Origin of the sequence: Sphingomonas flavescens (assembly GCF_030866745.1) — a bacterium.
Lineage (GTDB): Bacteria > Pseudomonadota > Alphaproteobacteria > Sphingomonadales > Sphingomonadaceae > Sphingomicrobium > Sphingomicrobium flavescens.
Map to the genome: position 1 here is coordinate 1519143 of NZ_CP133016.1, position 26790 is coordinate 1545932.

The following is a 26790-nucleotide window of genomic DNA, read 5'->3' on the forward strand; positions in this document are numbered from 1 at the left end:
AAGATGTCCGGAGGCCGTCCGACGCGGGCAATTTCCCGATACTTGCGCGAGTGCGCCCGGCACGATTAGTGCGGGCCATGAAATCCAGGTTGAATTCCCACGATGTCGTCGACCAGCTGACGGCCATTTACGATCAGTCCGTCGCCAATCTCCGTCAGGCCCTCGCGCGCTACGTCGAGGACGGTACGCCGCCCGATTCCCAGTCGCGGAAGGAAGGTGCGTTTTCCTACCCTGAGTTGCGGGTGGAATATTCGGGCAAGGCGCCCGCCGCGCCCATTCCACGCGCCTTCGCGCGGCTCAATCAGGCGGGGACGTACACGACCAGCATCGCGCGGCCCGAACTGTTCCGTGGCTACCTGGTCGAACAACTCGATCACCTCAGCCGCGATTATGACGTCCACGTGTCGGTGGGTCATTCGGCGAGCGAGATTCCGTATGCGTACGTTATCGAGAATAGCGGGATTCACGTCGGTGACATCGGGACGGCCGAGCTCTCACGCTTCTTCCCGTCGAACGAGCTAGTCCACCTGGGCGACGAGATCGCGGACGGAACGTGGATAAGCGCTCCCGACGCTCCCCGGCCGCTCGCCCTGTTCGACGGTCCGCGCACCGACTTCAGCCTCGCGCGCCTCCGGCACTATACGGGCACCCCCGCCGAGCATTTCCAGCAGTTCGTGCTGTTCACCAACTATGTCCGCTACGTCGATGAGTTCGTCGGCGTCGCGATCGACAGCCTTCGGCGCAAGGATAGCCGTTTCACCGGCCTGTCCGTCCCCGGCGCTGTCTACGAGCCCGGCGAGCTGACCAACGCCGAGGCGCAGATCGCCGCGGGTCAATGGCGTCGGCATCAGATGCCGGCCTATCATTTGATGACCGGGGACCGGACCGGCATCACCCTGGTCAACATCGGCGTGGGTCCGTCCAACGCGAAGACGGCCTGCGATCACGTCGCCGTGCTGCGGCCCGAAGTATGGCTGATGATCGGCCACTGCGGCGGCTTGCGGCCGAGCCAGACGATTGGCGATTACGTGCTCGCGCACGCCTATCTTCGCGACGACCATGTGCTGGACGAAATGCTTCCGCCCGAAATTCCGTTGCCGGCGATCGCCGAGGTCCAGAACGCCCTGTTCGACGCGACCACGACCATCACCGGGGAAGACGAGGACAGCGTCAAGAAGCGGCTTCGCACTGGCACGGTCGTCACCACGGACGACCGCAACTGGGAGTTGCGCTATGCCGCCTCGGCGCTGCGGTTCAACCAGAGCCGGGCGGTCGGCATCGACATGGAATCGGCGACGGTCGCGGCGCAGGGGTATCGCTTCCGAGTGCCCTATGGGACGTTGCTTTGCGTCTCCGACAAGCCGCTGCACGGCGAGCTGAAACTCCCGGGCCAGGCAAACGCCTTTTACGAGCGCGCGATCAGCCAGCACCTTAGGATCGGGATCGAGGCGCTGAACCTGCTTCAGAAAGAAGGCGAAGGCCTACACAGCCGCAAGCTGCGCAGCTTCGACGAACCGCCGCTGCGCTAGCGGATCGCGCGGGTGCGATTGGGCAGCGGCGGCGTCCGGCCGGGAGCGATCCAGTCGACATAGGCGTCCAGGTCGACAATGCCCTTGTCCGTGACATCCGTCCCGGCGGTGAAGCCCGTCAGGCCGTCGCCGCCCGAGGCAAGGTAGTTATTCACCACGATACGGTAGCGGCCGGTTGGCGCAATCGGCTTCCCGTTGAGACGCATGTCCCGGATGCGGTCCATCGCCGGGCGCGCGAGGTCGTAGGCGTAGGTGAAGCCGGCGCTGGGGGCGAGGACCGCCACCCGGCTCGACTTGGCAAGGTCGACGTCCTTGTATTGCTGCTCGATCACCGTCTTCAGCTGCGCGCCGGTCAGCGTCATCACGACGAGGTTGTTCCCGAACGGCATCATCTGAAAGGCTTGCCCATAGCGAATGTCTCCGGCGGGCATGCCGATGCGCACCCCGGTCGCATTGACCAACGCAATCTGTGCGCCACCCATTGCGTTCGACCGCGTGGCGCCAAGCATCGAATCGGCGATCATGTCCGCAGCCGGACTTTCGCCATCGCGCTCATCGCGGGGCGCCGGAGCGGTCAGCTTGCCGACGACCCGATCGGCGAGGGGTTTGACGGCGGCGGCGTAGCGGCCAACCAGCACTTTCTCACCTGCATCCTCGCCACGATCGCCATTGCCCACGATGATATTCTTCGCGTCCTGGGCAACCAGACGATGCGTGGCGGGGTCGAAGTTAAGCCGAAGGTCGGTGACGAAATAACCGTATTTGCCCGCGCTGGTCATCAGCCGGCCCGCGCCTACCTGCGGCGTCCCGCGGCAGACGTAGGCCCAGTGCGTGTGGCCAGAAACGACCGTCGCAATCGCGGGGTCCAGTTTGGGCAGGATCGGCAGGATCTCGCCGTACAAGCCTTCGCAGCCGTCACCGCTGGTGAAGGTCGGAAGCTTGCCGCCCTGGTGGATCAGGAGGACGATAGTGTCCGCGCCTTCTGCCCTGAGTTTGGGGACGAGCGCATTGGCGGTTTCAGCTTCGTCCTGGAAGGTGAGCCCGCGGACGCCCGACGGCGTCACGAGATTGCCAGTCCCTTTCAGCGTCATGCCGATGAAGCCGATGGTGATCGGGCCGGCAGGCGTCTCGAAGCGCTTCAAACCCGTCGATGGAAAGATCGTCGAGCCATCGGCCTGCACCACGTTGGCGGCGAGGTAGTGGAAGCGGGCGCCGGCGAAGGGTTCGACCGCGCACGGAATACGGCGCGTGTATTTGGCGCAGCCGCCGGATTGCATGCGCTTCAGCTCGTCGCTGCCACGATCGAATTCGTGGTTCCCCACGGAATTGAACTCGAGGCCGAGCAAGTTCATCGCGGCGATGGTCGGCTCGTCGAGGTAGTTCGCCGAGATCAGCGGCGATGCGCCGATCGTGTCGCCGGCCGACACCGTGACGGTGTTCGCGTGCCCGGTACGCAGACCAGTGAGCGCCGCCGCGAGATGAGCTGCGCCGCCGCTGACGACCTGGCGCTTGCTCCCGTCCGGCTCGACGATGTCGAAGGGCGGCGGGGTTTCGAGATTGCCGTGGAAGTCGTTGAAGGCGAGGATTTGAACCTCAATGGGAGCGGCCGCAACCGGCGCCTTCGTAGCGACCGGCGACGCGATCTGACCAGCGCAGGCCGACAGCAATAGCGCGGCAAGCGCCGCGGCGCCGCGACGGATCATTCAGTCACCGGCGGCTGGGCGAACAGCGCGTTCAGATAGGCAGCCAGACGCACGCCACCCTGGCTCAGGCGCTGCTCCATCAAAGGCGTAAACTTATAGACGTACGAGTAGGATAATTCCGGCAGCGGCTTCTCACCCTTCTTCACCTTTTGTCCGGGCTTCGGCTTGGCCGGTCCGGGGTAAAGCGTGTCACGGATTTCGGCGCTCTCGCTCGTCCAATCGCGCGGATTGATATCCCACCACTTGATCACTTCGTCATTCGAGATGTGCCGCTCCAGCTTCGCCGCCAGCTCGGTGAACGAAAGCTGCTCCTCATCGACCAGCTGCGAGTCCCATACGGCGTGGAGGTTGGTTGGCTTGCCGAACCAGGACACTTTCACGTCGTTGCCGCCCTTGTCGCAGCATTTGCCGTTGTGAAGCGGCTGGTGAAGATCGCCGACCAGATGGACGATGAAGCGCAGCGCCATTTGCTTGTCGGACTGGCTGGCGTTGGGATTGCGCAGCGTCTTGCTGAACTTCGCCAGCGCTTCCAGCGCATCGCCTTCGGGCGGCGCATGGTCGTAGATGATGCCGTTGAGCGTCACGTAGTGCCACGGCGTCGAAGTCTTCTGCCAGAACTGTCCCGGCGCCGAGCGCATCTCGTCAGGCCAGTTGGCGGCCTCGTCGAGTGTCTCGCCGGGGCCGAGGATCTTCTCCACGTTCGCTCGGGCAAGTCCGCTGAGCTGGGTGTCCGCGATCGCGGCGACCACGCGGTGGCCGGTCTTACCCCACGCTAAAGCAGGCGTTGGAACAACAGCCGCGGCAAGCAGCGCGGAAAGAGCAAGGAAACGCATTCGACTCGGCACCTTATCGTTCGGCATGGCTGGCGCATGCCCCGTGGCGGCGCTTAAGGACAAGAGCATGACGGATGAACAATTGCTGGGGCAGGCGCGCGCGGCGGCTGCCAAGGCCTACGCACCCTATTCCAATTTCCAAGTCGGCTGCGCGATCGAATCGGTCGACGGCGAAGTGGTTACCGGCGCAAACATGGAGAATGCCTGTTACCGGCTCGGCCTATGCGCGGAACAGAGCGCACTCACGGCGGCGCAGCATCAGTTCGGCCTCGACAAGGTAGCGCGGATCGCCGTCGTCGGCGGTACCGATGCCACGGTTTGCACGCCATGTGGCGGTTGCCGTCAGGCGATCTTAGAGGCAGCTCACCTAAGCGGTCGCGACGTCGAGATCATCTGTTCGAGCGGTGACGGTTCGGCGGTGGAGCGGCACCGGATCGGCGAGCTCATTCCCTTTGGATTCGGGCCGCAGAACCTCTGACGGAAAAAGCGAGCGTGTCAGCCCGGGCCGACACGCTTGCCTGCTTGGCAGCAATCGCTGCTTAGAGCGTGGACTCGGTTTGACCCGCTAACCGTGACTGGCCTCCGGCCGACGCACTGTGGCCACCTGATCGACGAAGAATTTCACGCGCCTCTTCGGAGTCGATACCCGATCGGTTCGGGTCGACCGAGACGAACGTGCCGCCCGAGCTCACGCGCTCGTCGTAATAGCTCGCGTCTTCATCGCTGACGCCGTGCTTCTGGAACATTTCCTTGAGCGTGCCTGCTGCGGCGCCAGCTGCGGCGCCGATACCAAGCGCGCTGGGTATAGCCGACGCAGCGATAGCGCCCGCTGCCGCCAGCGGTCCGACGCCCGGAATTGCCAAGGCGGCAACGCCGAGGCCAGCGCCCAAAGCACCGCCGCCGATGAGACCGCGAGCAACGTTTCCGTCATTGCCGTCGCCGTCATCCGAGGAAACATCACGCTCGCCGTGACGTCCGATCAGGGAGAGGCCATCGTCGCTGGCGCCCGCCGCCCTCAGGTCCTCCACTGCGCGATGCGCGTCATTCTCACTATCGAACACGGCCGAAATTACGCTGGTCATGATTGTCTCCGTTAAACTGGGAGCAGCCTTAACGAGGGTGCGCAGACGTTCGTTCAAATCGTTTCGGCGTCCAGTCGGACCTAGCGCGAAGTCCTTAGTAAAAGCCGCCGTCCGAAGTTCATCGGCAAACCATCAGGCGTCCATCATTCGGTCGGAATGGCCGCTCACGTACTCCGCTGTCTCCCGAAACAGGAGGCGAATATGTATCGCATACCAGTCATGGCAGTGGCGCTTGCAGCCGCTCTATCGCAACCCTCGGCAGCTAATGCCGACATCATCAATTTTTCCGGGTCCACGGCCGGTCCCGGCATCACGGCGCCCAGTGCTGGGACGTGCGGCGCCATCCCTTTCAGGGGAAGCATTACCAATGCACCAGGTACGTCGAATTTCGGAGCGATCACCTATAGTCACTCAGTTTGTACGTCAGGCTCCGCTGGCGGGCCCGTTCAAGGTACGTTTGAGATCGTGACCGGCGGCGGCGCATTGCAGGGTACTCTGGACGGGACCGTATCGGTGACTGGGACGCCCATCTCCAACCTACTCTTCAACTACCTGATCACTTCGGGAACCGGCCAGTTCCTCGGCGCGACAGGCAGCTTCATCGGCACCGGCACGGCCGATCTCAGCAGGGGACCGCCGGCGACCATCACGCTGAACTTCCGCGCCGTGCCGGAACCGGCAACCTGGGCGATGATGCTGCTTGGCTTCGCCGGGATCGGCCTGACGATCCGTCGCCGCCAGGCGCCTGCGCTCAGACCAGCTTGATCTCCCGCAGGCGCTCCTGGAGATAGTCGTTGGCGGTGATGGGCGGCCACTTCGGCTGCTCGCCCGCCGGCACTGTCTCCGGCAGCGCTTCGATCAGGAAATCCGACCGGAAGTGCAGGAAGAAGGGCATCGAGTAGCGCGCCTTGCTCGCGCGGTCGGGTGTCGGATTAACAACGCGGTGCGGCGTCGAGCGGAGGCGGCCGTTGGTCAGCCGCTGGAGCATGTCGCCGATATTGATGACGATCTCGCCCGGCCGGGGTGAAACGGGGATCCAGCGGCCGTCGCGCGTCTGCAGTTCCAGCCCCGCTTCTTCGGCGCCAAGCAGCAGCGTGATGGCGTTGATATCCTCGTGCGCGCCGGCGCGGATGTGTTCGCCGGTCGGCTCGCTCTGCGGCGGGTAGTGGAGCGCGCGGAGAACCGAATTGCCCTCGTGCACCGCGTCCTCGAAATAGTTCTCGTCGATCCTGAGGTAGCGCGCGATGGCCTTGAGAACCTTCAGGCCGCTGCGGTCGAAGGTCGCGAACAGCTCCTGGAATGTTTCCTTGAACCCTGCCACCTCGGACGGCCAGAGATTGTCGGGCATGTGGTTGCGGAAGCGGTGGCCTTGCGGCAGGTCGCGGCCGACGTGCCAAAATTCCTTGAGGTCGTGCGCCTTGTGGCCCTTGGCGGTTTCGATGCCGAATGGCGTGTATCCACGGGCACCGCCGCTGCCGGGCACCAGATACTTGCGCTTCACGTCCTCCGGTAACGCGAAGAATTCCTTGGCCTTGGCTTCGGCGCGTTGGATCAGTTCATCGGAAATGCCGTGATCGGCGACAATCGCGAAGCCATACTCCTCGAAGCTGCGGCCCAGCTTTTGCGCGAAACCGTCGGGATCCCGGTCCGCATCCTTGAGGGAAACGGACGCGATATTGTCAGCAGAAATCGTAGCCATGTTCGTATCTTAGCAGAGGTTTGAGATCAGGGCAGCATCAGCGAGGCGAGCGCCGCGCTCATCAGGTTGGCGAGGCTGCCGGCGAGAAGGGCGCGGATGCCGAGCTTGGCGATCACCGGACGCTGATTGGGCGCGAGGCTGCCGGTCACCGCCATCTGGATCGCGATCGAACTGAAGTTGGCGAAGCCGCACAGCGCGAAGGTGACGATCGCGCGGCTGCGGTCGCTGAGCACGGCCGGGCCCATCTGGCCGAGGTCGATGAAGGCGACGAATTCGTTGAGCACCAGCTTAGTGCCGAAAAGGCCGCCGGCGGTGCCCGCCTCGTTCCAAGGCACGCCGATCAAATACATGACGGGTGCGAAGACGTAGCCGATTATGCGCTGGAAGCTCAGGTCGGGGACGCCGACCACGTTGCCGAGTCCGCCGAGCAGACCGTTGGCGAGCGCCACAAGCGCCACGAATGCGAGCACCATCGCGCCGACCGCGACCGCCAGCTTGACGCCGGTCTGGGCACCTTGCGCCGCGGCCATGATGAGGTTGGCCGGTCGCTCACCCTCTTCAAACGTCTCCGCTACATCGACCTGTTCGTCTTCGCTGACGCCGCCGTCCAACGGCAGTTCACCCGGTGCGGCGACGTCGTCCGGCATGATCATCTTGGCCATCAGAATGCCGCCGGGAGCGGACATGAACGACGCCGCGAGCAGATAGGGAAGATATTGCTGACCGAGCAGACTGGCATAGGCGGCGAGGATGGTGCCCGCAACGCCGGCCATGCCGACGCACATCACGGTGAACAGCCGGGACGGCGGCAGCGCGGCGAGATACGGCCGCACGACCAGCGGTGATTCCGACTGGCCGACGAAAATATTGGCCGCGGCCGACAGCGATTCGACGCGGCTGATTCCCGTCACCCAGCCGATCGCCCCACCGACCCAGCGGACGATGCGCTGCATGATCCCGAGATAATAAAGGATGGCGACGAGGCTGGCGAAGAAGATGATTACCGGCAGCGCGGCAATGGCGAAGGTGTGCGCCAGCGGGTTGGCGTCGCTCGGGCCAAACAGGAATTCGGTGCCTTTGTTGGCGTAGCCGAGGAGATTGCCGACGCCAGTTGAAAGAGTCTGAATCACCGCCCGGCCGCCGCTGGTGTAGAGCACCAGGAACGCGATCGCGGCCTGCAGCGCGAAGGCGGCGCCGACAACCCGCAAGCGGATCGCGCGGCGGTTGGTCGACAGCGCAAAGGCGATGCCAAGGATCACCAGGATCCCGACGATCCCGAGCAGCTTTTGATTCATGAAAAGCGCCTCCCCCGCGCTTCTTACCAGACCATGCCCAACTACCAGACCATACCTTGGGTAGCGGCTGCGGCGGCTTCGTCCAGTTTTTCCAGCGCTTCCTCGGGACTCGCGGCGACCAGCAGCTGGCTGCGGCGTTGCGTGGACAGGAACCCGCTTTCCGTCGCATGGTCGATGAAAGCGATCATGCCGTTCCAGAAGCCGTCGACGTTGAGCAGGCAGAAGGGCTTGGCGTGATAGCCGAGCGCGTTCCAGCTCCACGCTTCGAACAATTCGTCGAGCGTGCCTACGCCGCCCGGCATGGCGAGAAACGCATCGGCGAGATCGGTCATCTTCGCCTTGCGCTCGTGCATCGTGTCGACGGTGTGGAGCTCGGTCACGCCTTCGTGCGCGACTTCGAGATTGACCAGCGCGCGCGGGATGACGCCGAACACCTTGCCGCCGCCCGCCAGCACATTATCGGCGATCAAGCCCATCAGGCCGAGACGGCCGCCGCCGTAAACGAGATCGACGCCGCGGCCGAGCATCGCCGCCGCGGTTGCCCGGGTCGCTTCCGCAAACTCTGGGCGCGACCCAGAAGCGGAGCCGCAATAAACCGCAAGACGCTTCACATGCTTCACAGGCCTGCAAGCTCCTTGATGTTCGCCTCGGGACGCGCGCCGAAGTGGGAGATGACTTCGGCTGCTGCGATGCCGCCGGTTTCGAGGCAGGCTTTCAGCGGCCGTCCGCGACAGCGCGCAGCGAGGAAGCCCGCCGCAAAAAGGTCGCCCGCGCCGGTGGTATCGACGACGCGCTGGACGCGCGGGGCGGAGACTTCGACCGTTTCATTGGCGGATCTGGCAATCGCACCATCGGCACCGCGCGTGATGACCAACGTGGCAACCTTGGTCGACAGTTGGGCGAGGCATTCGCCCAGCGTCCCGCAGCCGGTCAGGTGCCGCACCTCGTCCTCGTTGCCGAACAACAGGTCGATCGTTCCCGCGTCGATCATGCTCATCACGCCCGAGCGGCGATTCCCGAGGCACAGGCTTTCGGAGAGCGTGAACGCGACGGTGCGCCCGGCGGAATGCGCAATCTTCGCCGCTTCCAGCATCGCGGCGCGCGGCCGCTCCGGCCCCCACAAATAGCCTTCGAGGAAGGTCACACTGGCAGAACGGATCAACTCCGCATCGAGCGCGGCTGGCGTCAGCTCATGGCTGGCACCAGGGCAGGTGTTCATGGTCCGTTGCGCATCGGGCGTGACGAGGATCAGGCAGCGTCCGGTCGGCGGCGGCGAGGCAATCGCGGGCGTTTCGAACCACACGCCGAGTGAACGCATGTCGTGCGCGAAGATCGCCCCGAGCTGGTCGTCGGCGACCTGTCCGACAAACGCCGCGTTCAGCCCTAGCGCCGCCGCGCCGGCCATACTGTTCGCCGCGGAGCCGCCACTAATCTCCCGCGCAGGACCCATTGCCGCGTACAAAGCGTCGGCTTGCTCCGCATCGAGCAACTGCATGCCGCCGCGCGGCAGCCCGTGTCGCTCGATGAAGGCATCGTCAGTGGTTGCGATGACGTCGACGATCGCATCGCCGATCGCCACAATGTCGAGGCTGTCGGAAGTCACGGTGCGCGCGCTAGCCGCGCGGGGGATGCCCGGTCAACGGCGGTTGCACCGATACGCAAAGACGCTACGCATCGCGCATGAACGATCAGCCGCGCGCAATCCCGCCGTCCCTTTTCGCCTTGTCGATCTTCTACGGCGGCATGGTCTGCATCGCCGGCGTGCTCGGCAACAAGCAGGTCGGGCTCGGACCGCTTGCCGTGGAAGCCGGCATCTTTGCTTTCCTGCTGCTGGTCGTCACGTCGAGCTCGGTCGCCGAACTGCACGGGCGTGACACCGCGAATCGGCTGGTGCTCATCGGCTTCGTCCCGCTGATCATCTCGCTGTTTTTGAGCCTCGTTGTACTCGCGCTGCCCGCCTCGCCGCAGATGGATCCGGCGCGCCTTTCGGCATTCGAAACCGTGATGGGCGGAACGCCGCGCATCTGGCTTGGCGGCATTCTCGCCTACGGCATTTCCACGTTCCTCAACGTCACCATCTTCAGCCGACTGAAGGCGCGGGAAGGCACAGGCCTGCTGTGGCTTCGCGCGGGCATCGCCAGCGTGCTGAGCCAGGTCGTCGACACGCTGATCTTCATCACGGTCGCTTTCTATGGCGTGTTCCCGATCGGCGAGCTGCTGCTGGGGCAAATGCTGGCGAAGGTCGTTCTCTCCGCGCTGCTCGTGCCACCGCTCGTCTACGGATTCGTCGCGCTGGGGAAATCCCTCGATCGGCGCTGAAAATTGCTCGTAGTGGCATTCATGCAACGGTTCCGGATGAATCGTTAACGCGAGCCCCGCGGCTGTAACATTCGCGTCTCAATCCGCTAATAGCCCGCCGGGGTTTCCACCAGATTCGCAACTGTTTGCGGGGGAGTATTTCCTTTGAAGAAAATCGTGCTGTTCTGCACGACGGCACTCGTGTCGTCGGGCGCTTTCGCCCAGTCCACCGGTACGATCGAGACGGAAAAGTCGACGATCGTCATCACCGGCTCGCGCACCAAAGACGTCGGCGGCATCCAGACGCCGAACGCACCGAAGGCGAAAGCTGTCGTCACTCAAGAGATGATCAGCCGCAGCGGCCCGGGCCAGACCGTGCTCGACACGATCAACATCGTTCCGGGCGTCAGCTTCCAGAACAACGACGCCTACGGTAACGCCGGCGGCACGCTGACCATGCGCGGCTTCGACTCGACCCGCATCAGCTACACGCTCGACGGCATCCAGCTGAACGACAGCGGCAACTACAACATCTACTCCAACTTCTCGATCGACCCGGAAATCCTGGAGCAGGTCAACGTCAACCTCGGCTCGACCGACGTCGACTCGCCGACCGCTTCGGCCGTCGGCGGCACGATCAACCAGCGCAGCCGCAACCCGGGCACCAAGCCGGGGTTCATCCTGAACAGCTCGATCGGTGATTTCGATTATCGTCGCGTGTTCGGCCTGCTCGACACCGGCGAATTCACGCCGTGGGGCACGCGCGCCTATATCGCGGGCAGCACCTCGACCTACCGCAACCCGTATAACAACTACGGCAAGCTCGACCGGCAGCAGTTCAACGGCAAGGTCTACCAGCCGCTCGGCAGCAACGGTGACTTCGTCGCCATTTCGGGCCGCTACAACGAAGACCGCAACAACTTCTTCGGTTCGCTGCCGCTGCGTTGGGATGACCCGCGCGTCGTCGGTTCTGGCGCGGGCAACCGCTTCCCGCGCAACAACGACGAGCGCGAGTACAAGATCAACTATCCGTGCCAGATCGCGCCGGGCGTGCGCGGCGTGGCCGATGCGGCCAGCACCTGCGGCACCGAGTTCGATCGTCGTTACAACCCGTCGAACAGCGCGAACTTCCGCGGCAACTCGCGCTTCACGCTCACCGACAAGCTGACGCTGACAGTCGATCCGAGCTTCCAGTACACCAAGGCCAACGGCGGCGGCACGGTCGATGCGCGTGAATATGCTTACGACATCAACCCGACCGGTGGCCGCGCCAACTGCTCGACCACGGCTCCGAGTTCGAGCGTGCTCTGCGTCGGCGGCTACTTCGGCGGCAAGCCTTACCTGAACGGCGTCGACCTGAACGGTGACGGCGATACGCGCGACATCGTGAACGTCCTGGCGCCCAGCCAGACGCGCACCCGCCGTTATGCAGTCGTGGCCGGCTTGCGGTATCAGTTCACGCCGGACCAGAGCGTCCGCGTGGCATATACGCACGATTATTCGAACCACCGCCAGACCGGCCAGATCGGCCTGCTTCAGTCGAACGGCGAGCCGTTTGACGTCTTCCCGGTCAATGACCCGCTGTCGACGCCGACGGGAATCCTGCTCCAGAAGCGCGATCGCCAGTCCTACGCGATCCTGGACAAGCCGGCAGTCGAGTACAACGGCCGCTTCGGCAACCTGTTCGTGAAGGTTGCGGCCAGCATGCCGTTCTTCACCCGCGACCTGCAGAACAATTGCTTCACCTCGTCGGCCAGCGGCTTCGTCGAGTGCAGCGGTTCGAACAGCGCGCTGGACGCCATCATCGCCGCGAACAACCCGTATACGTTTAACGCGACGACGGGTGCCGTCACCGGCTTCTCGCCTCCGGGTCACCGCGTGCTAAAGTACAAGAAGTTCCTGCCCGACCTCGGCGTTGTGTATAACTTCACGCCGGCCCTTTCGGCCTTCGCGAGCTACACGAAAAACATCTCGGTTCCGAGCACGGACAACCTGTACAACGCCTTCTACTACCCGGCAGGCACGGATCAGGCGAAGCCGCGACCGGAAACGACCGACTCGTTCGATGGCGGCCTCCGCTATTCGACCTCGAAGATTCAGGCGCAGCTTTCCGGCTGGTACACGAAGTTCAACAACCGCCTGGCATCGGCCTACGATCCGGAACTCGACCAGACCGTCTACCGGAACCTGGGCCGCGTGAATAAGTGGGGTATCGATGGATCGGTGGCTTACGAGCCGATCAAGGAACTGACGCTCTACGCGTTCGGTTCGTGGAACCGGTCGAAGATTCAGGACAACATCCAGATCGGCCGCTTCGGCACGGGCGCGACGCAGGTTAACGACTGCGACAACATCCCGGCCGGTGCGACGCAGGCGAACATCATTCGCAGCTGCGCCTTCACCGCGGGCAATTATGAGTCTGGCGCACCGAAGTATCAGTATGGTGCGTCTGCCCAAGGCCGACTTTCGGTGTTCGAGCTGGGCGTCACCGCCAAGCGGACGGGTCCACGCTACATCTACGACACGAACGTTCCGACCTACAGCGGTGCCGTTGGTGGAACGAACGTCGTGGAAATCTTCCCGGCGACGGCCCCTGCCTACTGGCTCGTCAACCTCGACGCGCGCGTCAAGCTCACGATGATCCCGGGCCTCGAGAAGAGCTACTTCCAGCTCAACGTCTACAACCTGTTCGACAAGTTCTACGTCGGCGGCTTCGGCGGCGGCCTGAATCAGGCCTTCAGCGGCGCCAACTACGGCAACCCGAACTTCGTTCAGATCGGCGCGCCGCGGACGGTTTCGGGAACGCTCAGCCTGCGTTTCTAAAACCCGTCGTTTGAACACTCCGGAAGGCCGGGTGGGAGCAATCCTGCCCGGCCTTCTCTTTTGCGCCAAGCCCGCGTTAAAATGGATTCATGCCGTCCTACGAAATCGATGATCGGCGCCCGAAACTCGGCGATGGCGCCTGGGCCGCTCCTTCGGCCGACCTGATCGGCGATGTGAGGCTGGGGTCACGCGCGAGCGTATGGTTCGGGGCCGTGCTGCGAGGTGACAACACACCACTGATCCTCGGCGACGAAACGAATTTTCAGGACGGCGCGGTCGGGCATAGCGATGCGGACTTCCCGCTGACGATCGGCGCGCGGGTCACCATCGGCCACCAGGCGATCCTTCATGGCTGCACGATTGCCGACGACTGTTTGATCGGGATGGGGGCTCGCGTCCTGAACGGCGCGATCATTGAGACCGAGTGCATCGTGGGCGCCGGCGCGATCGTCACCGAAGGCAAGCGCTTTGCTGCGGGCAGCCTGATCGTCGGATCACCCGCGCGCGTCGTCCGCGAGCTGAGCGACCAGGAGCGCGCGATGCTGCGTGAAAGCGCGCGCCATTATGCCGAGAAAGCCGCGCACTACCGCGCGGCGTTACGCAAGGTTTAGTACACCCGCGCCTTGGGCTTGATATACTCGACGTCTTTGGTGAGCGTGTATTCGTGCACCGGGCGGTAATCTATCTTCACGCCGCCACCGGACCCGCCCCAGCCGTCGAACCAGCCAACCGTGTGCTTCATCCAGTTCGCATCGTCGCGCTTCGGGTAATCTTCCTGCATGTGCGCGCCCCGGCTTTCCTTGCGGTTGGCGGCGCAATGCATGGTGACGACCGCCTGGCCGATGAGGTTGTCGAGTTCCAACGTTTCGATAAGGTCGCTATTCCAGATCAGGCTGCGGTCGGTGACATGGATGTCCTTCATCCGGTCGTACACTGCATCGATCTTCGATACGCCTTCGCTCAAGGTTCGATCGGTGCGGAAGACCGCGCAATCCGCCTGCATCGTCCGCTGCATGTCGAGGCGGATATCGGCCGTCGAGCTGCTACCTTCGGCATGACGGAATTTATCCAAACGCGACAGCGCCAATTCGGACGAGGCGTCGGTCAGCGACGGCTGGATCGCGCCGGGATTCACGACCTCGGCAAGGCGTTTGCCGGCGGCGCGGCCGAACACGACAAGGTCGATGAGGCTGTTCGAGCCAAGGCGGTTAGCGCCGTGGACACTGACGCAGGCGGCCTCGCCGACCGCGAACAGGCCGGGCACGACCGCATCCGGATTGCCGTCCTTCAACGTGACGACCTCGCCGTGGTAGTTCGTCGGGATGCCGCCCATTGTGTAGTGGACCGTCGGCGCGACGGGCACCGGCTGGCGCGTCAGGTCGACACCGGCGAACGTCTTGGCCGTCTCGGTGATACCCGGCAGCCGCTCGTGCAGGATCTTCGGGTCGATGTGGTCGAGGTGAAGGAAAATGTGATCCTTATGCTCACCCACGCCGCGGCCTTCGCGGATCTCCATCGCCATCGAGCGTGAGACGACGTCGCGGCTGGCGAGGTCTTTCGCGCTCGGCGCATAGCGTTCCATGAACCGCTCGCCATTGGCGTTGGTGAGGTAGCCGCCTTCGCCGCGCGCGCCTTCGGTGATCAGCACGCCGGCACCGTAGATGCCGGTCGGGTGGAACTGGACGAACTCCATGTCCTGCAGCGGCAGACCGGCACGGAGCACCATCGCATTGCCGTCGCCGGTGCAGGTGTGCGCGGAGGTCGCCGTGTAATAGACCTTGCCATAGCCGCCGGTCGCCAGGACGACAGACTGCGCGCGGAAGCGATGGATCGACCCGTCGTCCAGGCACAATGCGACCACGCCGCGGCACACGCCATCGTCCATGATCAGGTCGATGGCGAAATATTCGATGAAGAAGTCCGCGTCGTGCGCCAGGCTCTGCGAATAGAGCGTGTGCAGCATCGCGTGCCCGGTGCGGTCGGCAGCCGCGCAGGTACGCTGAGCTGGAGGGCCTTCACCCATGTTCTGCGTCATGCCGCCGAACGCGCGCTGATAGATGCGGCCGTCGGCCGTGCGGCTGAAAGGCAGGCCCATATGCTCAAGCTCGACGACGGCGGCCGGTGCCTCGCGGCAGAGGTATTCGATCGCGTCCTGGTCGCCGAGCCAGTCGGAGCCCTTGACGGTGTCGTACATATGCCATTGCCAGCTGTCCGGGCCCATGTTGCCCAGTGCGGCAGCGATGCCACCCTGCGCGGCGACAGTGTGGCTGCGGGTCGGGAAGACCTTGGTGACGCAGGCCGTCTTCAGGCCCGCTTCAGCGGCGCCCATGGTCGCGCGAAGACCCGCGCCGCCGGCGCCGACAACGACGACATCATAGGTATGATCGACAATCTTGTAGGCGGTCACGCGACAGTCCCGAAAGCAATGCGGGCGAGCGCGAACAGCGCCAGTGCGCCGCCGCCGACCGCGAGGAAAAGCATGAATGTGTTGAGCGCGAAGTTATTTCCCGGCTCATGCACGTAATCGTCGATGACCACCTTCACGCCATCGAGCGCGTGCTTGAAACCGATGATGATCAGCAGGGCCATGGGCACTGCCGCGCTCGGTGCGCGCAGCCATTCAAGGACGGTGCGCTGGTCAAGCTGGGGCAGGAACAGCAGCGAAGCAATCAGCCACACGCCAAGCAGCAGCAAGGCAATGCTGGTGACGCGCTCGGTCAGCCAATGCTCGCCGCCGTGATGAGCGGAGCCCAGCCCGCGGACGCGGCCGAGCGGCGTTGCGCTTTTGCCCAAGCTCATCGTGCGCCCCCCAGCAGATAGAACCAGACGAGCGCCGTAAGGATCAGTGAGCCGACGATGGTCAGGATCGCCATCGTCTTGTTGACGCCCAGCTCGAAGCCCTGGCCGGTATCCATGATGAGGTGACGAATGCCCGACAGCAGATGCTGAAAGAAGCTCCAGGTCAGGCCGATCAGTACGACCAGACCGAGCGGATGAGCCGCAGCCTTACTGAACGCAGCATAACTTTCGGCGCCATCGGCCAGCGCCCACAGCCACCAGGTCAAAAGCCCCAGGCCGGCGAACGTCAGCGCGATCCCAGTGGCGCGATGCAAGATGGAAACGGCCATGTGCGGGCCCCATCGCCAGATCGACAGGTGCGGCGACAGTGGCCGGCTTGATGCGTTGCTCATGGCCGAGCCGCTTAAGACCCCCTCCCGCGAGAGGCAAGTTCGGCACTTCGGCCTAACCCGGTCTTAACCATTCGCGGCGCATGGACGGTGTCACACAGATCAAGCGCGACGACGGAGATTGAACGGATGGGTGCCGACACTGGACAGCTGCAGCGTCTGACCGACGAGCAGGTGAATGCGCGGCTGGCGGCCTACAATGGCGACAAGTCCCTTGATCGCGACGTCAAGCTGCTGCGCGACAATGTCGCCGACATCATCGCTTCCGAAGTCGTTTCGCAATTCGGGAAGCAGCGCGCCGAGCGTTTCTCCGCCGCTTATGCGGCCAGCGTGGACGCCACCTGGATCCAGAACATGGCCGGCTACGGCCGCGAAATCTACGCCGAACGCACATCGGTCCCCGCCTATATGGTCGCGAAGAGCCAAGCAGCCAGCCGGATCGTCGCCCGGATCGTCGAGCGCTATGCCGATGACACCGAGAAGATGGAGGAACTGCTGTGCGCATTCCACCGTGTCAGCCAGGCGGAGACTGACATCATTCTGGCGCAGGTCTCCCTGCTCGAAGCCAACGATGCCGCCGATCGCCGCGGCCGTGAAAATGGCGAGTTCGAGCGCCGCGTGTCGGATCTTGTCCGGGCCAGCACGGAACAGTCCAAGTCGCTGACCGAACGCACGCGTTCGACCGCCGCTTCGGCGCGGGGAATGTTGAGCAAAACGAGTGAAGTGGCGGCCGCTGCTGAACAATCGGCGGTCGCCATGCGCGAAGCCGCGCAAACGGCCGCCGGCCTGATCAGGGCGATCGAGGATGCGCGGACCGAGGTGGAAGTCGCGGCAGGCGTCGCCACGCGCGCCGGTGACCAGGCCAGCCAGGCCGTGAAGGTCAGCCAGGCGCTGTCGGCGCACGTCGAAGCTATCGAATCCATTTTGAGCCTGATTCGCGACATCGCGGGCCAGACCAACCTCCTCGCCCTGAACGCCACGATCGAAGCGGCCCGTGCGGGCGATGCCGGTCGTGGCTTCGCCGTCGTGGCCCAAGAGGTGAAGAGTCTCGCCTCGCAGACGGCGCGGGCGACTGACGATATTACCGCCAAGATCACCGCGATCCAGCAGGCCACCCGCCAGACGGTGGAAGCCAATGGGTCGATCGAAGATACGGTCGAAGAAGTGCAGCACTCCGCCGACCGCATCCGCGAGGCGATGGAATTGCAGGCGCAGACGGTGACCATGATCACCGCCGCCGTCGACGAGACCGCGCTCGCGGCCGACTCGATGAGCTCGACCATTGCCGCCATCCGCGCCGACACCGAGAACGTCGCGACCGACATCGATCAGGTCGAGCAGGGCTTCGGCCGCTTCTCCGAGCAGATCGCGAACTTCAATTCCACCGCTCGCGCATTCGTCAACGGGATGGCCGCCTAAACCTCTCCCGTTGATCGCGGGGGCGGGATATAGCCGCCCCATGAACATCCTGATCACCGGCGCGAGCCGCGGCATCGGCGGCGCCGCCTATGCCTTGCTCAAGAAGAATGGCCATCGGGTCGTGGGACATTCGACGCTCGGCAGCGACACGCTGATTGCCGGGGACCTGATGGACCCGGCCGCGCCGCGCAACATCTGGGACACTGCGCTCGATGAGCTCGACGGCCGGATCGACGTCCTCGTCAACAACGCCGGCGTCTATGAAGCCGTGTCCGACAATGCGCCCGACGAGGAATGGCACGCCGCCTGGTCGCGGACGATGACCATCAACCTGCAAGCGGCCGCTGACCTGTGCCGGCTCGCGGTCTCACATTTCCTCGACCGTGGCGGAGAAGGCCGGATCGTCAACATCGCCAGCCGCGCCGGCTATCGCGGGGATAGCCCGCAGCATTGGCACTATGCCGCGTCCAAGGCGGGGATGATCGGCATGACTAAGACCGTCGCGCGCGGTTATGCAGCGGACGGCATCCTCTGCTTCGGCGTCGCGCCGGGCTTCACCGTGTCGGAGATGACCGCCGAATATCTGCAGGGCCGCGGCGGCGCGAAAATCCTCGCCGACATTCCGCTGGGCCGCGTTGCCTCGACCGACGAGGTCGCCGAAGTCATCCGCTGGCTATCGGTCGACGCGCCTGCTTCATCGACGGGCAATGTCGTTGACGTGAATGGGGCAAGCTATGTTCGCTAGCCTCGTCCTTCTCGCCGCGATGCAAAACATCGTCGTTCCCCTCGGCAAGCCCCCGCGCGTCATCGAGCAGCCACGCGCGCCGATCGAAACGGCGGGGCCGCGCTGGGCGCTCGCCTGCGACGGCTCTGACGACTGGAACAAGCCGGCGCCCCCCGTCCGCATTCACGCGAACACCTACGAAGTAGGCACTTGCGGCATATCGTCGATCCTCATCGTCGGCGACCAAGGCGACATCCTGATCGACGGAGGGCCGGAGGCGGCCGCGGATGTGATCGCCGCCAACATCCGCAAGCTCGGCTATGACATTCGCGACGTCCGCTTCATCCTAACCAGCCACGAGCACTTGGATCACGTCGGCGGTATCGCGCAGCTACAGCGTGCGAGCGGCGCGACCGTCGTAACATCCGTGCCGGCGAAGAAGGTGCTGGAGACCGGGACGGTCGACGCGAACGACCCCCAGGCGGGTTTGCTGAAGCCGTTTCCCCCGGTCCCCGTCGGCCGCACCGTGGTCGACGGACAGGAAGTCCGGCTTGGCAACCTGATGCTCACAGCGATCGCGACCCCCGGACATACCGCTGGCGCGCTAAGCTGGCGCTGGGTCAGCTGCGACGGCGGCGTGTGTCGGACCATCTTGTATGCCGACAGCCTCAGCCCGGTGAGCCGCGATGGCTATCGCTTCAGTGATCATCCGGCATGGCTGACCGCCTACCGCGCCTCGATTGCGAAGGTTGCGACGAGCCCGTGCGAGATCCTGATCACGCCTCATCCGTCCGCGAGCCAGATGCCGCAGCGTTTCGCGCTTGGCCGGCCTTTGCTCGATGAAAATGCGTGCAAGGCCTACGCCGCAGCGAAGACAAAGGATTTGGATGAGCGGCTAGCCAAGGAAGCTGCCGTGGCACCCGCCAAGTGAGTTGGCGCGTCACAATTCCCTGTAATCGCGCGCAGGGAGAAGCGATCGAACAATTGGAGGATTTGCCCGCATTCGGCGAAAGCCCGCCCGTGCTGGTGGCGGATGAGCCTGATGAATCGCGTCCCGACGACTGGCTGATCCACGCCTATCTCGAGCATGAACCGACACCGGAAGAGGTTGCCGCGCTCGCAAGCCTGGGGTCGGGTGCGCCGAAGGTCGAGGCGCTCGGCGAGGATGACTGGGTGACCATGAGCCAGCAAGGCCTGGAGCCGATCCACGCCGGCCGTTTCACGGTCCACACGCCGACCTATCGGCCCGAACCCGATCGAGTCAGCTTCGAGATTGACGCAGGACTGGCTTTTGGGACCGGCCAGCACGCAACGACCAGCGGCTGCCTCGCAGTACTCGACCAGCTGGAACGCGATGGCGCGCAATTCTCCAATGTCGCGGACATCGGCACCGGGACCGGGCTGCTCGCCTTCGCGGCGATGGCGTTGTGGCCGGAGGCCCGCTGCATCGCCACCGATGTCGACCCGGTCGCCGTTGACGTGGCTCGCGACAATGCGGCAATCAACAGTGTCGCGCTGGGGCACGGCCCGGGCGAGCTACTCCTGGCGGTGGCCGACGGCTTGGACTCGCCAGTCCTGACTGCGCGCGCGCCTTTCGACCTCCTGATCGCCAACATCCTGGCCGGACCGTTGATCGAGTTCGCAGCTGCGTTCGCTGGTTCCGTTGAGCAAGACGGGAGGATCATCCTTGCGGGCCTGCTCGACACCCAGGCCGACAATGTGATCGCCGCCTACGCGGCGGTTGGCTGCCCGCTGGAGTACCGCAGTGCGGCCGAATGGCCGGTTGTCGTTTGCCGGAAGGCCTGACCGGCCGACCTTGTCGCGCTTGAACTGCCGTGCCAGCAAGCGCTCCGGGGGGATGCGCGGATGGGCGAGTTCGATTTCTATTATTCGTTCTACGGGCTGCTGCTGAGCCTTTCCGCCGGCACGGTCATCATCCGCTGCGCCGATGCAATCAGTGAGCGAAACGGCCGGCACATCGGGCTGCTGACGCCGCTGCTCGGCACCTTCATCCTGCTCGACATCACCAGCTTCTGGATCTGGGCGTGGCGCGCGCGAGCGCATTTCCACATCAGCTACGCATCCATGTATTTCGGGCTGGGGCTGTCACTTTGCTACTTCTTCGCCGCGACCCAGGTGTTCCCCAAGGAAGACGGCAACTGGAAGTCGCTCGACGAGCATTATTGGGCGCGGAAGCGGTACGTTTTGCCCGGCATCATTCTCGCCAACGCGGCCGTGATCGCGCAGGGTTTCGTGGTCGCGATGGGCAATTTTGACGCCGGATTCTACATCACGCAGGCATTCTACTGGGTGCCGCTGCTCGCGCTGATGTTCACCCGCAACAAGTGGGTCGACACGGCCCTGCTCGCGGCCCTTTGCCTCTATTACGTGCTCGGAGCTTTCGTGCTCGGCTGGTGAGCGTCAGGCGCCAGCGACGATTTCGGCCCACTCGGCTTCATTGACGACGCGGACGCCAAGTTCCTCCGCCTTCTTGAGCTTCGAGCCGGCACCGGGCCCCGCGACCACGAGGTCGGTCTTTGCGCTGACCGATCCGGCGGCCCGCGCGCCAAGCCGCTCCGCCTGCGCCTTGGCTTCATCGCGGCTCATGGTTTCCAAGCTTCCGGTGAAGACGATCGTTTTGCCCGTCCACTCGGTTTGCCGGGCATCGCTGACGTAAGGCGCCGGCCTCACCTCCGAGAGCAAGTCGTCGAGCGCTGTTCGATTGTGCTCCTCGTGGAAGAAGTCGACTAAAGCCTCGGCAACCACTGGGCCGACGCCCTGGACGCCGGACAGTTCAGCCTGTCCGCCTTCTGCCTCAGACGCGCGGCGCAGTTCCTCGACGGTTCCAAAGCACTTGAGCAAATCGCGCGCGGTGACGATCCCTACGTGGCGGATGCCGAGCCCGAATAGAAACCGTGGGCCGTCCGGAGCCCGCTTGGCCTCAATCGCCGCCAAAAGATTGTCGACCGATTTCTCCTTCCAGCCCTCGCGACCGAGCAGGTCGGCGCGATGCCTACGCAGGCGGAAGATGTCGGCCGGCGAATGCAGCCAGCCAAGCTCGATAAACTCCGCGATGCTCTTCTCGCCCAAGCCTTCGATGTCGAGCGCACCGCGGGACACGAAGTGGCGGAGCCGCTCGAACCGCTGCGCCGGGCAGATCAGGCCGCCGGTGCAGCGGACGTCGACCTCGCCTTCCTCGGCGACGGCTTCGGAATCGCACATTGGGCAGTGGTCGGGAAACACAAAGGCCTGACGCGGCTCCTCGCGCGTCAGATTCTCGACGACCTGCGGAATCACATCGCCCGCGCGCTGGATTCGGACGCGGTCGCCGACGCGCAGCCCCAGCCGCTCGATCTCGTCGCGATTGTGAAGAGTGACGTTCGCCACCATCACGCCGCCGACGCCAACCGGCTTCAGCCGTCCGACCGGCGTCAGCTTGCCCGTGCGCCCGACCTGAATGTCGATCGCTTCCAAGGTCGTCTCGGCTTTCTCGGCGGGGAACTTGTGCGCCAGTCCCCAGCGCGGTGCTCGCGCGACGAAGCCAAGCCGCTCCTGCCAGTCAAGCCGGTCGACCTTGTAGACAACGCCGTCGATGTCGAACGGCAGGTCGGCACGTGCATGCTCGATCGCACGATAGTGATCGAGCGCCTGATCAACGCCGTCGCATCGCTGCAATAGATTGCTGACCGGAATGCCGAAGCTGGCGATCCGCTGCATCGCCGCCATTTGCGTTGCGGCCAGAGGCTCGCTCAGTTCGCCCCAGCCATGAGCGAGGAAGCGCAGGGGACGGGCGGCGGTAATGCCTGCGTCCTTCTGCCGCAGGGAGCCCGCCGCAGCATTGCGCGGATTGGCGAAAATCTTGCCGCCAGCTGCCTCTTGCCGCTCGTTTAGCGCGGCAAAGTCGGCCTTGGACATGTACACCTCGCCGCGCACTTCCAGTACGGCCGGAGCGCCGCTCAGCTGTTGGGGGATGTCGGCTATGGTGCGCACGTTGGGCGTCACGTCTTCGCCGACCGCCCCGTCGCCGCGAGTGGCAGCCAGGACGAGTTTTCCGTTTTCGTATCGAAGCGAACACGACAGGCCGTCGATCTTCGGCTCGGCCGTCAACGCCACCGCTTCGTCGGCGGGCAGGCTCAGAAAACGGCGCACCCGCGCCACGAACTCACGCACCTCCTCATCGGAAAACGCGTTGTCCAGGCTGAGCATCGGCCGCGCATGCGTGATCTTGGCCAAAGCGCCGGTGGGGGCCGCGCCCAACCTTTTCGACGGGGAGTCCGCGCGGACAAGATGCGGGAAGCGTTCCTCCAGCGCGCGATTCTCACGAACGAGCGCGTCATAATCGGCGTCGGAAATCTCCGGCGCGTCCTGGTCGTGATAGAGCATGTCGTGCCGCGCGATCTCCTTCGCCAATCGCATCAAGCGATTGGCGGCCTCAGCCTCGCCTGGCGCGCGCGCCTCAGGCATCCGCGGCGAACAATTCCTCAAGCAAGTTGATGAAGCTGGTCCAGGACCGCTCAGCGGCCAGCTGGTTATAGGCTACGCCGTCGATCTGCAGCTTGCTGGCGTGCGGATTGGTGAAGCCGTGACCGACGTGGCCGTAGGCATGGATCTGCCAGTCGGCACCGCCCCCGGTCAGTTCCTTGCCCAGCGCGACGACCGCGTCCGGCGGGACCATCGGATCGTCCCAGCCGTGGAAGGCGACGACCTTGGCGCGGATCTTCTCGCTCGGCAGCCCCGGCGGATCGAAGAGACCGTGGAAGCTGACGGCAGCAACGATGTCCGCGCCACTTCGCGCGAGGTCGAGCGCGCACAGGCCGCCGAAGCAGTATCCTGCAACGACGATCTGGCCGTCCTGCACTTCGCCGAGACCGCGAGCCAGCTCGAGCACATGCTCCATCCGGCGGCGCAGCGCGGTGCGATCCGACTTCAGCCGCCCCATCTCTCCGAACATGGTGTCACGGGGAGCACCATGAAACTCCTTGCCGAACAGGTCGGCGACCAGAGCATTGTAACCTAGTTCGACCAGCTGCCGGCCGAATCCGATTTCGAGGTCCGACACGCCCATCACCGTGGGGATCAGGACGACCGTCGGCCGCGCCTGTCCGTCGCGGCGGCCGACGAAGACGCTCTCCAGCTCTTCGCCCTCAAAATTGTGCGGGACCGGGCGCTCTCTGCTCATTCCATTTCCCTTGCCAATTCGGCCAGCTTGGCCACGGTGTTCATGTTCCGCGCGGTGCCGAGAGCCTTGCCGCCGAGCTTCAGCTTCGACCGGCCCTGACCGCTGGGAAAATGGACATAGATTTCGCGTTTGCCGAGCGCCAGTCGTTCGTCGTCGACATTCCGCACGGAATCGATCGCTTCGTCGGATTGAGGTTCGTCGTAGAAGATAGCGACGACCCGATTGCCGGGCTCGTCGGCGAACGGATTGGCATCTGCGACCGCCTTCATCTCCGCTGCCGTCCGGATCATCACCTCCAGCGGCTTACCGAAATGCGACTTGAGCGCCGCTTGCAGCTGATCTTTCACTTCGGCCTCGGCGGCGCTGCTGACGAACAGCAGGTTGCCGCTGGCGATATAAGTCCGCACACATTCGTAGCCGAGCTTGTCCGCGAAGGCCTTGAGGTCTGTCATCTTGAGCTGGCGGCCGCCGACGTTCACCCCGCGCAGCAGCGCGACATAGGCGGTCATGCAGCGTCGAGCAGGCGCGCGGCCTGGGCGCGGGCTTCCTCCGTGACCGAGGCACCCGACAGCATCCGGGCGATTTCCTCGCGGCGCTCGTCCTCGCTCAACTTGCGAACCGTAGTACGCGTGCCGTCCGGTCCGCTGGCCTTTTCGATCCTAAAGTGATGCGCGGCCCGGGCCGCAACCTGCGGGGAGTGGGTGACGACCAGCACCTGGCTGCGTTCCGACAGCCGCGCCAACCGGTCGCCAATGGCGCTGGCAACCGCGCCGCCGACCCCGCGATCGATCTCGTCGAAGATCATCGTCGCTGCGCCGCCGGCTTCAGCCAGCGCGACCTTCAGCGCCAGGATGAAGCGCGACAACTCGCCGCCCGATGCGATGCGCGTGAGAGCGCCGAAGGGCGCGCCCGGATTGGTCGACACCTCAAACTCTACGCGATCTGTACCCGACGGTCCCGCTTCCGCAGGCGTTACTGCCGTGCGGAACCGCGCCGCCTCCAGCTTCAGAGGCTGCAGTTCGGCCATCACGGCAGCATCCAGACGCGCGGCGGCCTCGATCCGTTGCTGGCTCAGCGCCAACGCCGCTTCGCCGAACGCACGGCGGGCTTCGGCCAGCTGCACATCCAGTTCGTCAATCCTCGCTCCGCCAGCCTCAATGGCTAACAACTGCTCGCGCATCTGCGCCCCGAGAACCGCGAGCTGGTCCGGCTCCACGCGATGCTTTCGCGCCAGCCCGCGGATGTCGAACAACCGCGCCTCCACCTGATCCAGCCGGGCAGGATCGAACGCCATTGCTTCGGCTGCACGCGCAATTCGGTCATCGGCCTCGCTGGTTTCGATCACCGCGCGGTCGAGTGCCGCCAGCGCCTCGCCGAGAAGGGGATGATCCGCCGCCCCGCGTTCGATCCGCCGCGCCGCCTGCCGCAATTGCGCCAGCGCGCCGTCGGATCCGCCGAGAAGCTCGTCCAGCCCCGTCAGCGATTCCCCCGCCTTCATGCCGGCCTGCATCGAAGCCCGGTCTTCCGCCAGCCTTGTCTCTTCGCCTTCCTCGGGTCCAAGCGCCTCGATCTCTGCCGAGGCATGCTCCAGCCACTCGCGATCCCGTTCGGCGCTCGCGGCCGCCGCCCGCGCTTCAAGCAGGTCAGCCTCAATGCGCGTGACCTGCGCCCACGCACGCCCGACCACGGTCCCGTCAAGGCTACCGAAAACATCGAGCAGGGCGCGGTGGCCCTTTGGATTGAGCAATCCCCGATCGTCATGCTGACCGTGGATTTCAATCATCGCCGACCCAAGCTCACGCAGCAGTCCAGCTGGCACGCTTGCCCCGCTGACGAAGGCGCGGCTGCCACCATCGCTCTTGACGGTCCGGCGAATAATCACCGGCTCACCCGGCTCAGGATCGATGCCCTGCTCCCGCAGGACCGCGAATGCGGCGTGGTCCGGCGGCAAGTCAATCTCGGCGGATACAGACGCACTGTCCTGTCCTGCGCGAACGAGCCCCGTGTCGGCGCGCGCACCAAGCGCCAGGCCCAGCGCATCGAGCAGGATGGATTTTCCCGCACCCGTCTCACCCGTGAGCACGCCAAGACCCGGCTGAAATTCCAATTCAAGCCGCTCAACGAGCACGATGTTATTGACGGCGAGCTGCCTCAGCATGGCACTCGCCCGGGAGTCACTTGCGCGACGCGGTCCGCCGCTGGGTCTGGCGGTTCTCCTGGCCGAGCAGCTTCAGCGACTGCTTGTACCAACTCGACTCCGGATAGTTACGGCCGAGCACCGCCGCGGCCTTCTGTGCTTCCGCCGGGACGCCGAGCGCGAGATAACATTCGACCAGCCGCTCCAGCGCTTCGGGCGCGTGCGTCGTCGTCTGGTAATTGTCGATCACTGACCGGAAGCGGTAAGTCGCCGCCAGCCATTGGCCGGAGCGCTGGTAGAAGCGGCCGACCTCCATCTCCTTGCCCGCAAGGTGATCCTTGATGAGGTCGAGCTTGAGGCGCGCGTCGTCGGCGTATCGCGTTTCGGGATAACGGCGGATCAGCTCGCCGAAGGCGTCCGACGCTTGCTGCGTCGTCGTCTGGTCGCGCGAAACGTCGTCGATCTGCTGATAATAGCTCATGCCGATCAGATATTGCGCATACGGCGCTTCGGCGTTGCCGGGGTGAATGGTCACGAACCGTTGGGCCGAACTGACCGCATCCGGATACTTGCGCGCCAGATAATAATTGAAGGCACTCATCAGCTGCGCCCGGCGCGCCCAGACGGAATAGGGATGCTGGCGTTCGACTTCGTCGAACAGCTTGGCGGCCATTTCATAATCGCCATTATCCATCGTCCGCTTGGCGGCGGTGTAGAGCGAGCTCACGTCGCGGGCGACATAGGCGGTATCGCGCTTGGTCTTCCCAGTCGCGCAGCCGACGAGCGGCAGGACCGCGGCGGCCGCGAACAGGAGTGCAATCGAACGCGAAGACTTCAGCATGAGGACCTCATTAGCGTGGGCTCCAGGGGAGGCCAAGCGG

26 protein-coding genes are annotated in these 26790 nt (G+C 64.5%); 11 read left to right on the forward strand and 15 right to left on the reverse strand.

Going from position 1 to position 26790, the window contains the following annotated elements:
* The first annotated feature begins 77 nt into the window (after positions 1 to 77).
* Positions 78 to 1529, forward strand: a complete 1452-nt coding sequence (locus QU596_RS07820) for an AMP nucleosidase (RefSeq protein WP_308514702.1) — start codon at positions 78 to 80, stop codon at positions 1527 to 1529.
* On the opposite strand, the gene QU596_RS07825 is transcribed toward QU596_RS07820, so the two are convergent.
* Positions 1526 to 3232: a bifunctional metallophosphatase/5'-nucleotidase gene (locus QU596_RS07825; protein WP_308514703.1), complete on the reverse strand. Its 1707-nt coding sequence runs from the start codon at positions 3230 to 3232 to the stop codon at positions 1526 to 1528. The genes QU596_RS07820 and QU596_RS07825 overlap by 4 nt on opposite strands.
* Complete coding sequence (locus QU596_RS07830; protein ID WP_308514704.1) at positions 3229 to 4065, reverse strand: S1/P1 nuclease; 837 nt, start codon at positions 4063 to 4065, stop codon at positions 3229 to 3231. Before QU596_RS07830 ends, QU596_RS07825 begins: the two co-directional genes overlap by 4 nt.
* Positions 4066 to 4132: 67 nt before the next feature.
* Here QU596_RS07830 and cdd point away from each other — a divergent pair, with 67 nt between their 5' ends.
* Positions 4133 to 4543 carry a cytidine deaminase gene (cdd, locus tag QU596_RS07835; protein WP_308514706.1) on the forward strand — a complete coding sequence of 137 codons (411 nt, stop codon included), beginning with the start codon at positions 4133 to 4135 and terminating at the stop codon, positions 4541 to 4543.
* Positions 4544 to 4604: 61 nt separating this feature from the next.
* On the opposite strand, the gene QU596_RS07840 is transcribed toward cdd, so the two are convergent.
* Positions 4605 to 5147 (reverse strand): hypothetical protein, encoded by a 543-nt coding sequence (locus QU596_RS07840; RefSeq protein ID WP_308514708.1) that lies wholly within the window; start codon positions 5145 to 5147, stop codon positions 4605 to 4607.
* Between the two features lie 483 nt (positions 5148 to 5630).
* On the opposite strand from QU596_RS07840, the gene QU596_RS07845 reads away from it, so the two are divergent.
* Entirely contained in the window at positions 5631 to 5912 is a 282-nt protein-coding gene (locus QU596_RS07845; RefSeq protein ID WP_308514710.1) for a PEPxxWA-CTERM sorting domain-containing protein, read from the forward strand.
* Here QU596_RS07845 and QU596_RS07850 read toward each other — a convergent pair.
* Genes QU596_RS07850 through QU596_RS07865 form a run of 4 tightly spaced genes read right to left on the reverse strand, consistent with a single transcriptional unit; the run spans position 5899 to position 9744 of the window.
* Positions 5899 to 6846 (reverse strand): isopenicillin N synthase family dioxygenase, encoded by a 948-nt coding sequence (locus QU596_RS07850; protein ID WP_308514711.1) that lies wholly within the window; start codon positions 6844 to 6846, stop codon positions 5899 to 5901. The genes QU596_RS07845 and QU596_RS07850 overlap by 14 nt on opposite strands.
* A gap of 26 nt (positions 6847 to 6872) precedes the next feature.
* Entirely contained in the window at positions 6873 to 8141 is a 1269-nt protein-coding gene (locus QU596_RS07855) for a NupC/NupG family nucleoside CNT transporter (protein WP_308514713.1), read from the reverse strand.
* 41 nt (positions 8142 to 8182) lie between these two features.
* Positions 8183 to 8752, reverse strand: a complete 570-nt coding sequence (locus QU596_RS07860; protein ID WP_308517960.1) for an LOG family protein — start codon at positions 8750 to 8752, stop codon at positions 8183 to 8185.
* 5 nt (positions 8753 to 8757) lie between these two features.
* Complete coding sequence (locus QU596_RS07865) at positions 8758 to 9744, reverse strand: adenosine kinase (RefSeq protein ID WP_308514715.1); 987 nt, start codon at positions 9742 to 9744, stop codon at positions 8758 to 8760.
* A 77-nt stretch (positions 9745 to 9821) separates the two neighbouring features.
* Here QU596_RS07865 and QU596_RS07870 point away from each other — a divergent pair, with 77 nt between their 5' ends.
* The 3 genes from QU596_RS07870 to QU596_RS07880 all read left to right on the forward strand — a co-directional run bounded on the left by QU596_RS07870 (position 9822) and on the right by QU596_RS07880 (position 13873).
* On the forward strand, positions 9822 to 10460 hold the full coding sequence (locus QU596_RS07870; RefSeq protein WP_308514717.1) for a queuosine precursor transporter: 639 nt from the start codon (positions 9822 to 9824) through the stop codon (positions 10458 to 10460).
* A 144-nt stretch (positions 10461 to 10604) separates the two neighbouring features.
* Complete coding sequence (locus QU596_RS07875; RefSeq protein WP_308514719.1) at positions 10605 to 13262, forward strand: TonB-dependent receptor; 2658 nt, start codon at positions 10605 to 10607, stop codon at positions 13260 to 13262.
* A gap of 89 nt (positions 13263 to 13351) precedes the next feature.
* Positions 13352 to 13873: a gamma carbonic anhydrase family protein gene (locus QU596_RS07880; RefSeq protein WP_308514721.1), complete on the forward strand. Its 522-nt coding sequence runs from the start codon at positions 13352 to 13354 to the stop codon at positions 13871 to 13873.
* Here QU596_RS07880 and sdhA read toward each other — a convergent pair.
* Genes sdhA through sdhC form a run of 3 tightly spaced genes read right to left on the reverse strand, consistent with a single transcriptional unit; the run spans position 13870 to position 16453 of the window.
* The gene (sdhA, locus tag QU596_RS07885) at positions 13870 to 15669 is read right to left on the reverse strand and encodes a succinate dehydrogenase flavoprotein subunit (RefSeq protein ID WP_308514723.1); all 1800 of its coding nucleotides are present in this window, start codon (positions 15667 to 15669) and stop codon (positions 13870 to 13872) included. The two genes, QU596_RS07880 and sdhA, sit on opposite strands and share 4 nt — an antisense overlap.
* Positions 15666 to 16061 (reverse strand): succinate dehydrogenase, hydrophobic membrane anchor protein, encoded by a 396-nt coding sequence (gene sdhD / locus QU596_RS07890; protein WP_308514725.1) that lies wholly within the window; start codon positions 16059 to 16061, stop codon positions 15666 to 15668. The genes sdhA and sdhD overlap by 4 nt, the downstream gene beginning before the upstream one ends.
* Positions 16058 to 16453, reverse strand: a complete 396-nt coding sequence (gene sdhC, locus QU596_RS07895) for a succinate dehydrogenase, cytochrome b556 subunit (RefSeq protein WP_308514727.1) — start codon at positions 16451 to 16453, stop codon at positions 16058 to 16060. The genes sdhD and sdhC overlap by 4 nt, the downstream gene beginning before the upstream one ends.
* Positions 16454 to 16579: 126 nt before the next feature.
* On the opposite strand from sdhC, the gene QU596_RS07900 reads away from it, so the two are divergent.
* The 5 genes from QU596_RS07900 to QU596_RS07920 are packed head-to-tail and all read left to right on the forward strand — an operon-like array spanning position 16580 to position 21011.
* Positions 16580 to 17869 carry a methyl-accepting chemotaxis protein gene (locus tag QU596_RS07900; protein WP_308514729.1) on the forward strand — a complete coding sequence of 430 codons (1290 nt, stop codon included), beginning with the start codon at positions 16580 to 16582 and terminating at the stop codon, positions 17867 to 17869.
* A 40-nt stretch (positions 17870 to 17909) separates the two neighbouring features.
* Positions 17910 to 18614 carry an SDR family NAD(P)-dependent oxidoreductase gene (locus tag QU596_RS07905; protein ID WP_308514731.1) on the forward strand — a complete coding sequence of 235 codons (705 nt, stop codon included), beginning with the start codon at positions 17910 to 17912 and terminating at the stop codon, positions 18612 to 18614.
* Entirely contained in the window at positions 18604 to 19524 is a 921-nt protein-coding gene (bla, locus tag QU596_RS07910; RefSeq protein WP_308514738.1) for a subclass B3 metallo-beta-lactamase, read from the forward strand. The genes QU596_RS07905 and bla overlap by 11 nt, the downstream gene beginning before the upstream one ends.
* Positions 19521 to 20399 (forward strand): 50S ribosomal protein L11 methyltransferase, encoded by an 879-nt coding sequence (locus tag QU596_RS07915; protein ID WP_308514740.1) that lies wholly within the window; start codon positions 19521 to 19523, stop codon positions 20397 to 20399. Before bla ends, QU596_RS07915 begins: the two co-directional genes overlap by 4 nt.
* Positions 20400 to 20459: 60 nt before the next feature.
* Positions 20460 to 21011 (forward strand): hypothetical protein, encoded by a 552-nt coding sequence (locus QU596_RS07920; RefSeq protein WP_308514742.1) that lies wholly within the window; start codon positions 20460 to 20462, stop codon positions 21009 to 21011.
* Positions 21012 to 21014: 3 nt separating this feature from the next.
* On the opposite strand, the gene ligA is transcribed toward QU596_RS07920, so the two are convergent.
* Genes ligA through QU596_RS07945 form a run of 5 tightly spaced genes read right to left on the reverse strand, consistent with a single transcriptional unit; the run spans position 21015 to position 26750 of the window.
* Positions 21015 to 23057, reverse strand: coding sequence for an NAD-dependent DNA ligase LigA (ligA, locus tag QU596_RS07925; RefSeq protein WP_308514744.1), 2043 nt, complete (start codon positions 23055 to 23057; stop codon positions 21015 to 21017).
* The gene (locus QU596_RS07930; RefSeq protein WP_308514746.1) at positions 23050 to 23772 is read right to left on the reverse strand and encodes a dienelactone hydrolase family protein; all 723 of its coding nucleotides are present in this window, start codon (positions 23770 to 23772) and stop codon (positions 23050 to 23052) included. Before QU596_RS07930 ends, ligA begins: the two co-directional genes overlap by 8 nt.
* Positions 23769 to 24281 (reverse strand): DUF1697 domain-containing protein, encoded by a 513-nt coding sequence (locus QU596_RS07935; RefSeq protein ID WP_308514747.1) that lies wholly within the window; start codon positions 24279 to 24281, stop codon positions 23769 to 23771. The genes QU596_RS07930 and QU596_RS07935 overlap by 4 nt, the downstream gene beginning before the upstream one ends.
* Complete coding sequence (gene recN / locus QU596_RS07940; RefSeq protein WP_308514749.1) at positions 24278 to 25930, reverse strand: DNA repair protein RecN; 1653 nt, start codon at positions 25928 to 25930, stop codon at positions 24278 to 24280. Before recN ends, QU596_RS07935 begins: the two co-directional genes overlap by 4 nt.
* A 16-nt stretch (positions 25931 to 25946) precedes the next feature.
* Entirely contained in the window at positions 25947 to 26750 is an 804-nt protein-coding gene (locus QU596_RS07945; protein ID WP_308514751.1) for an outer membrane protein assembly factor BamD, read from the reverse strand.
* Positions 26751 to 26790 lie beyond the last annotated feature (40 nt).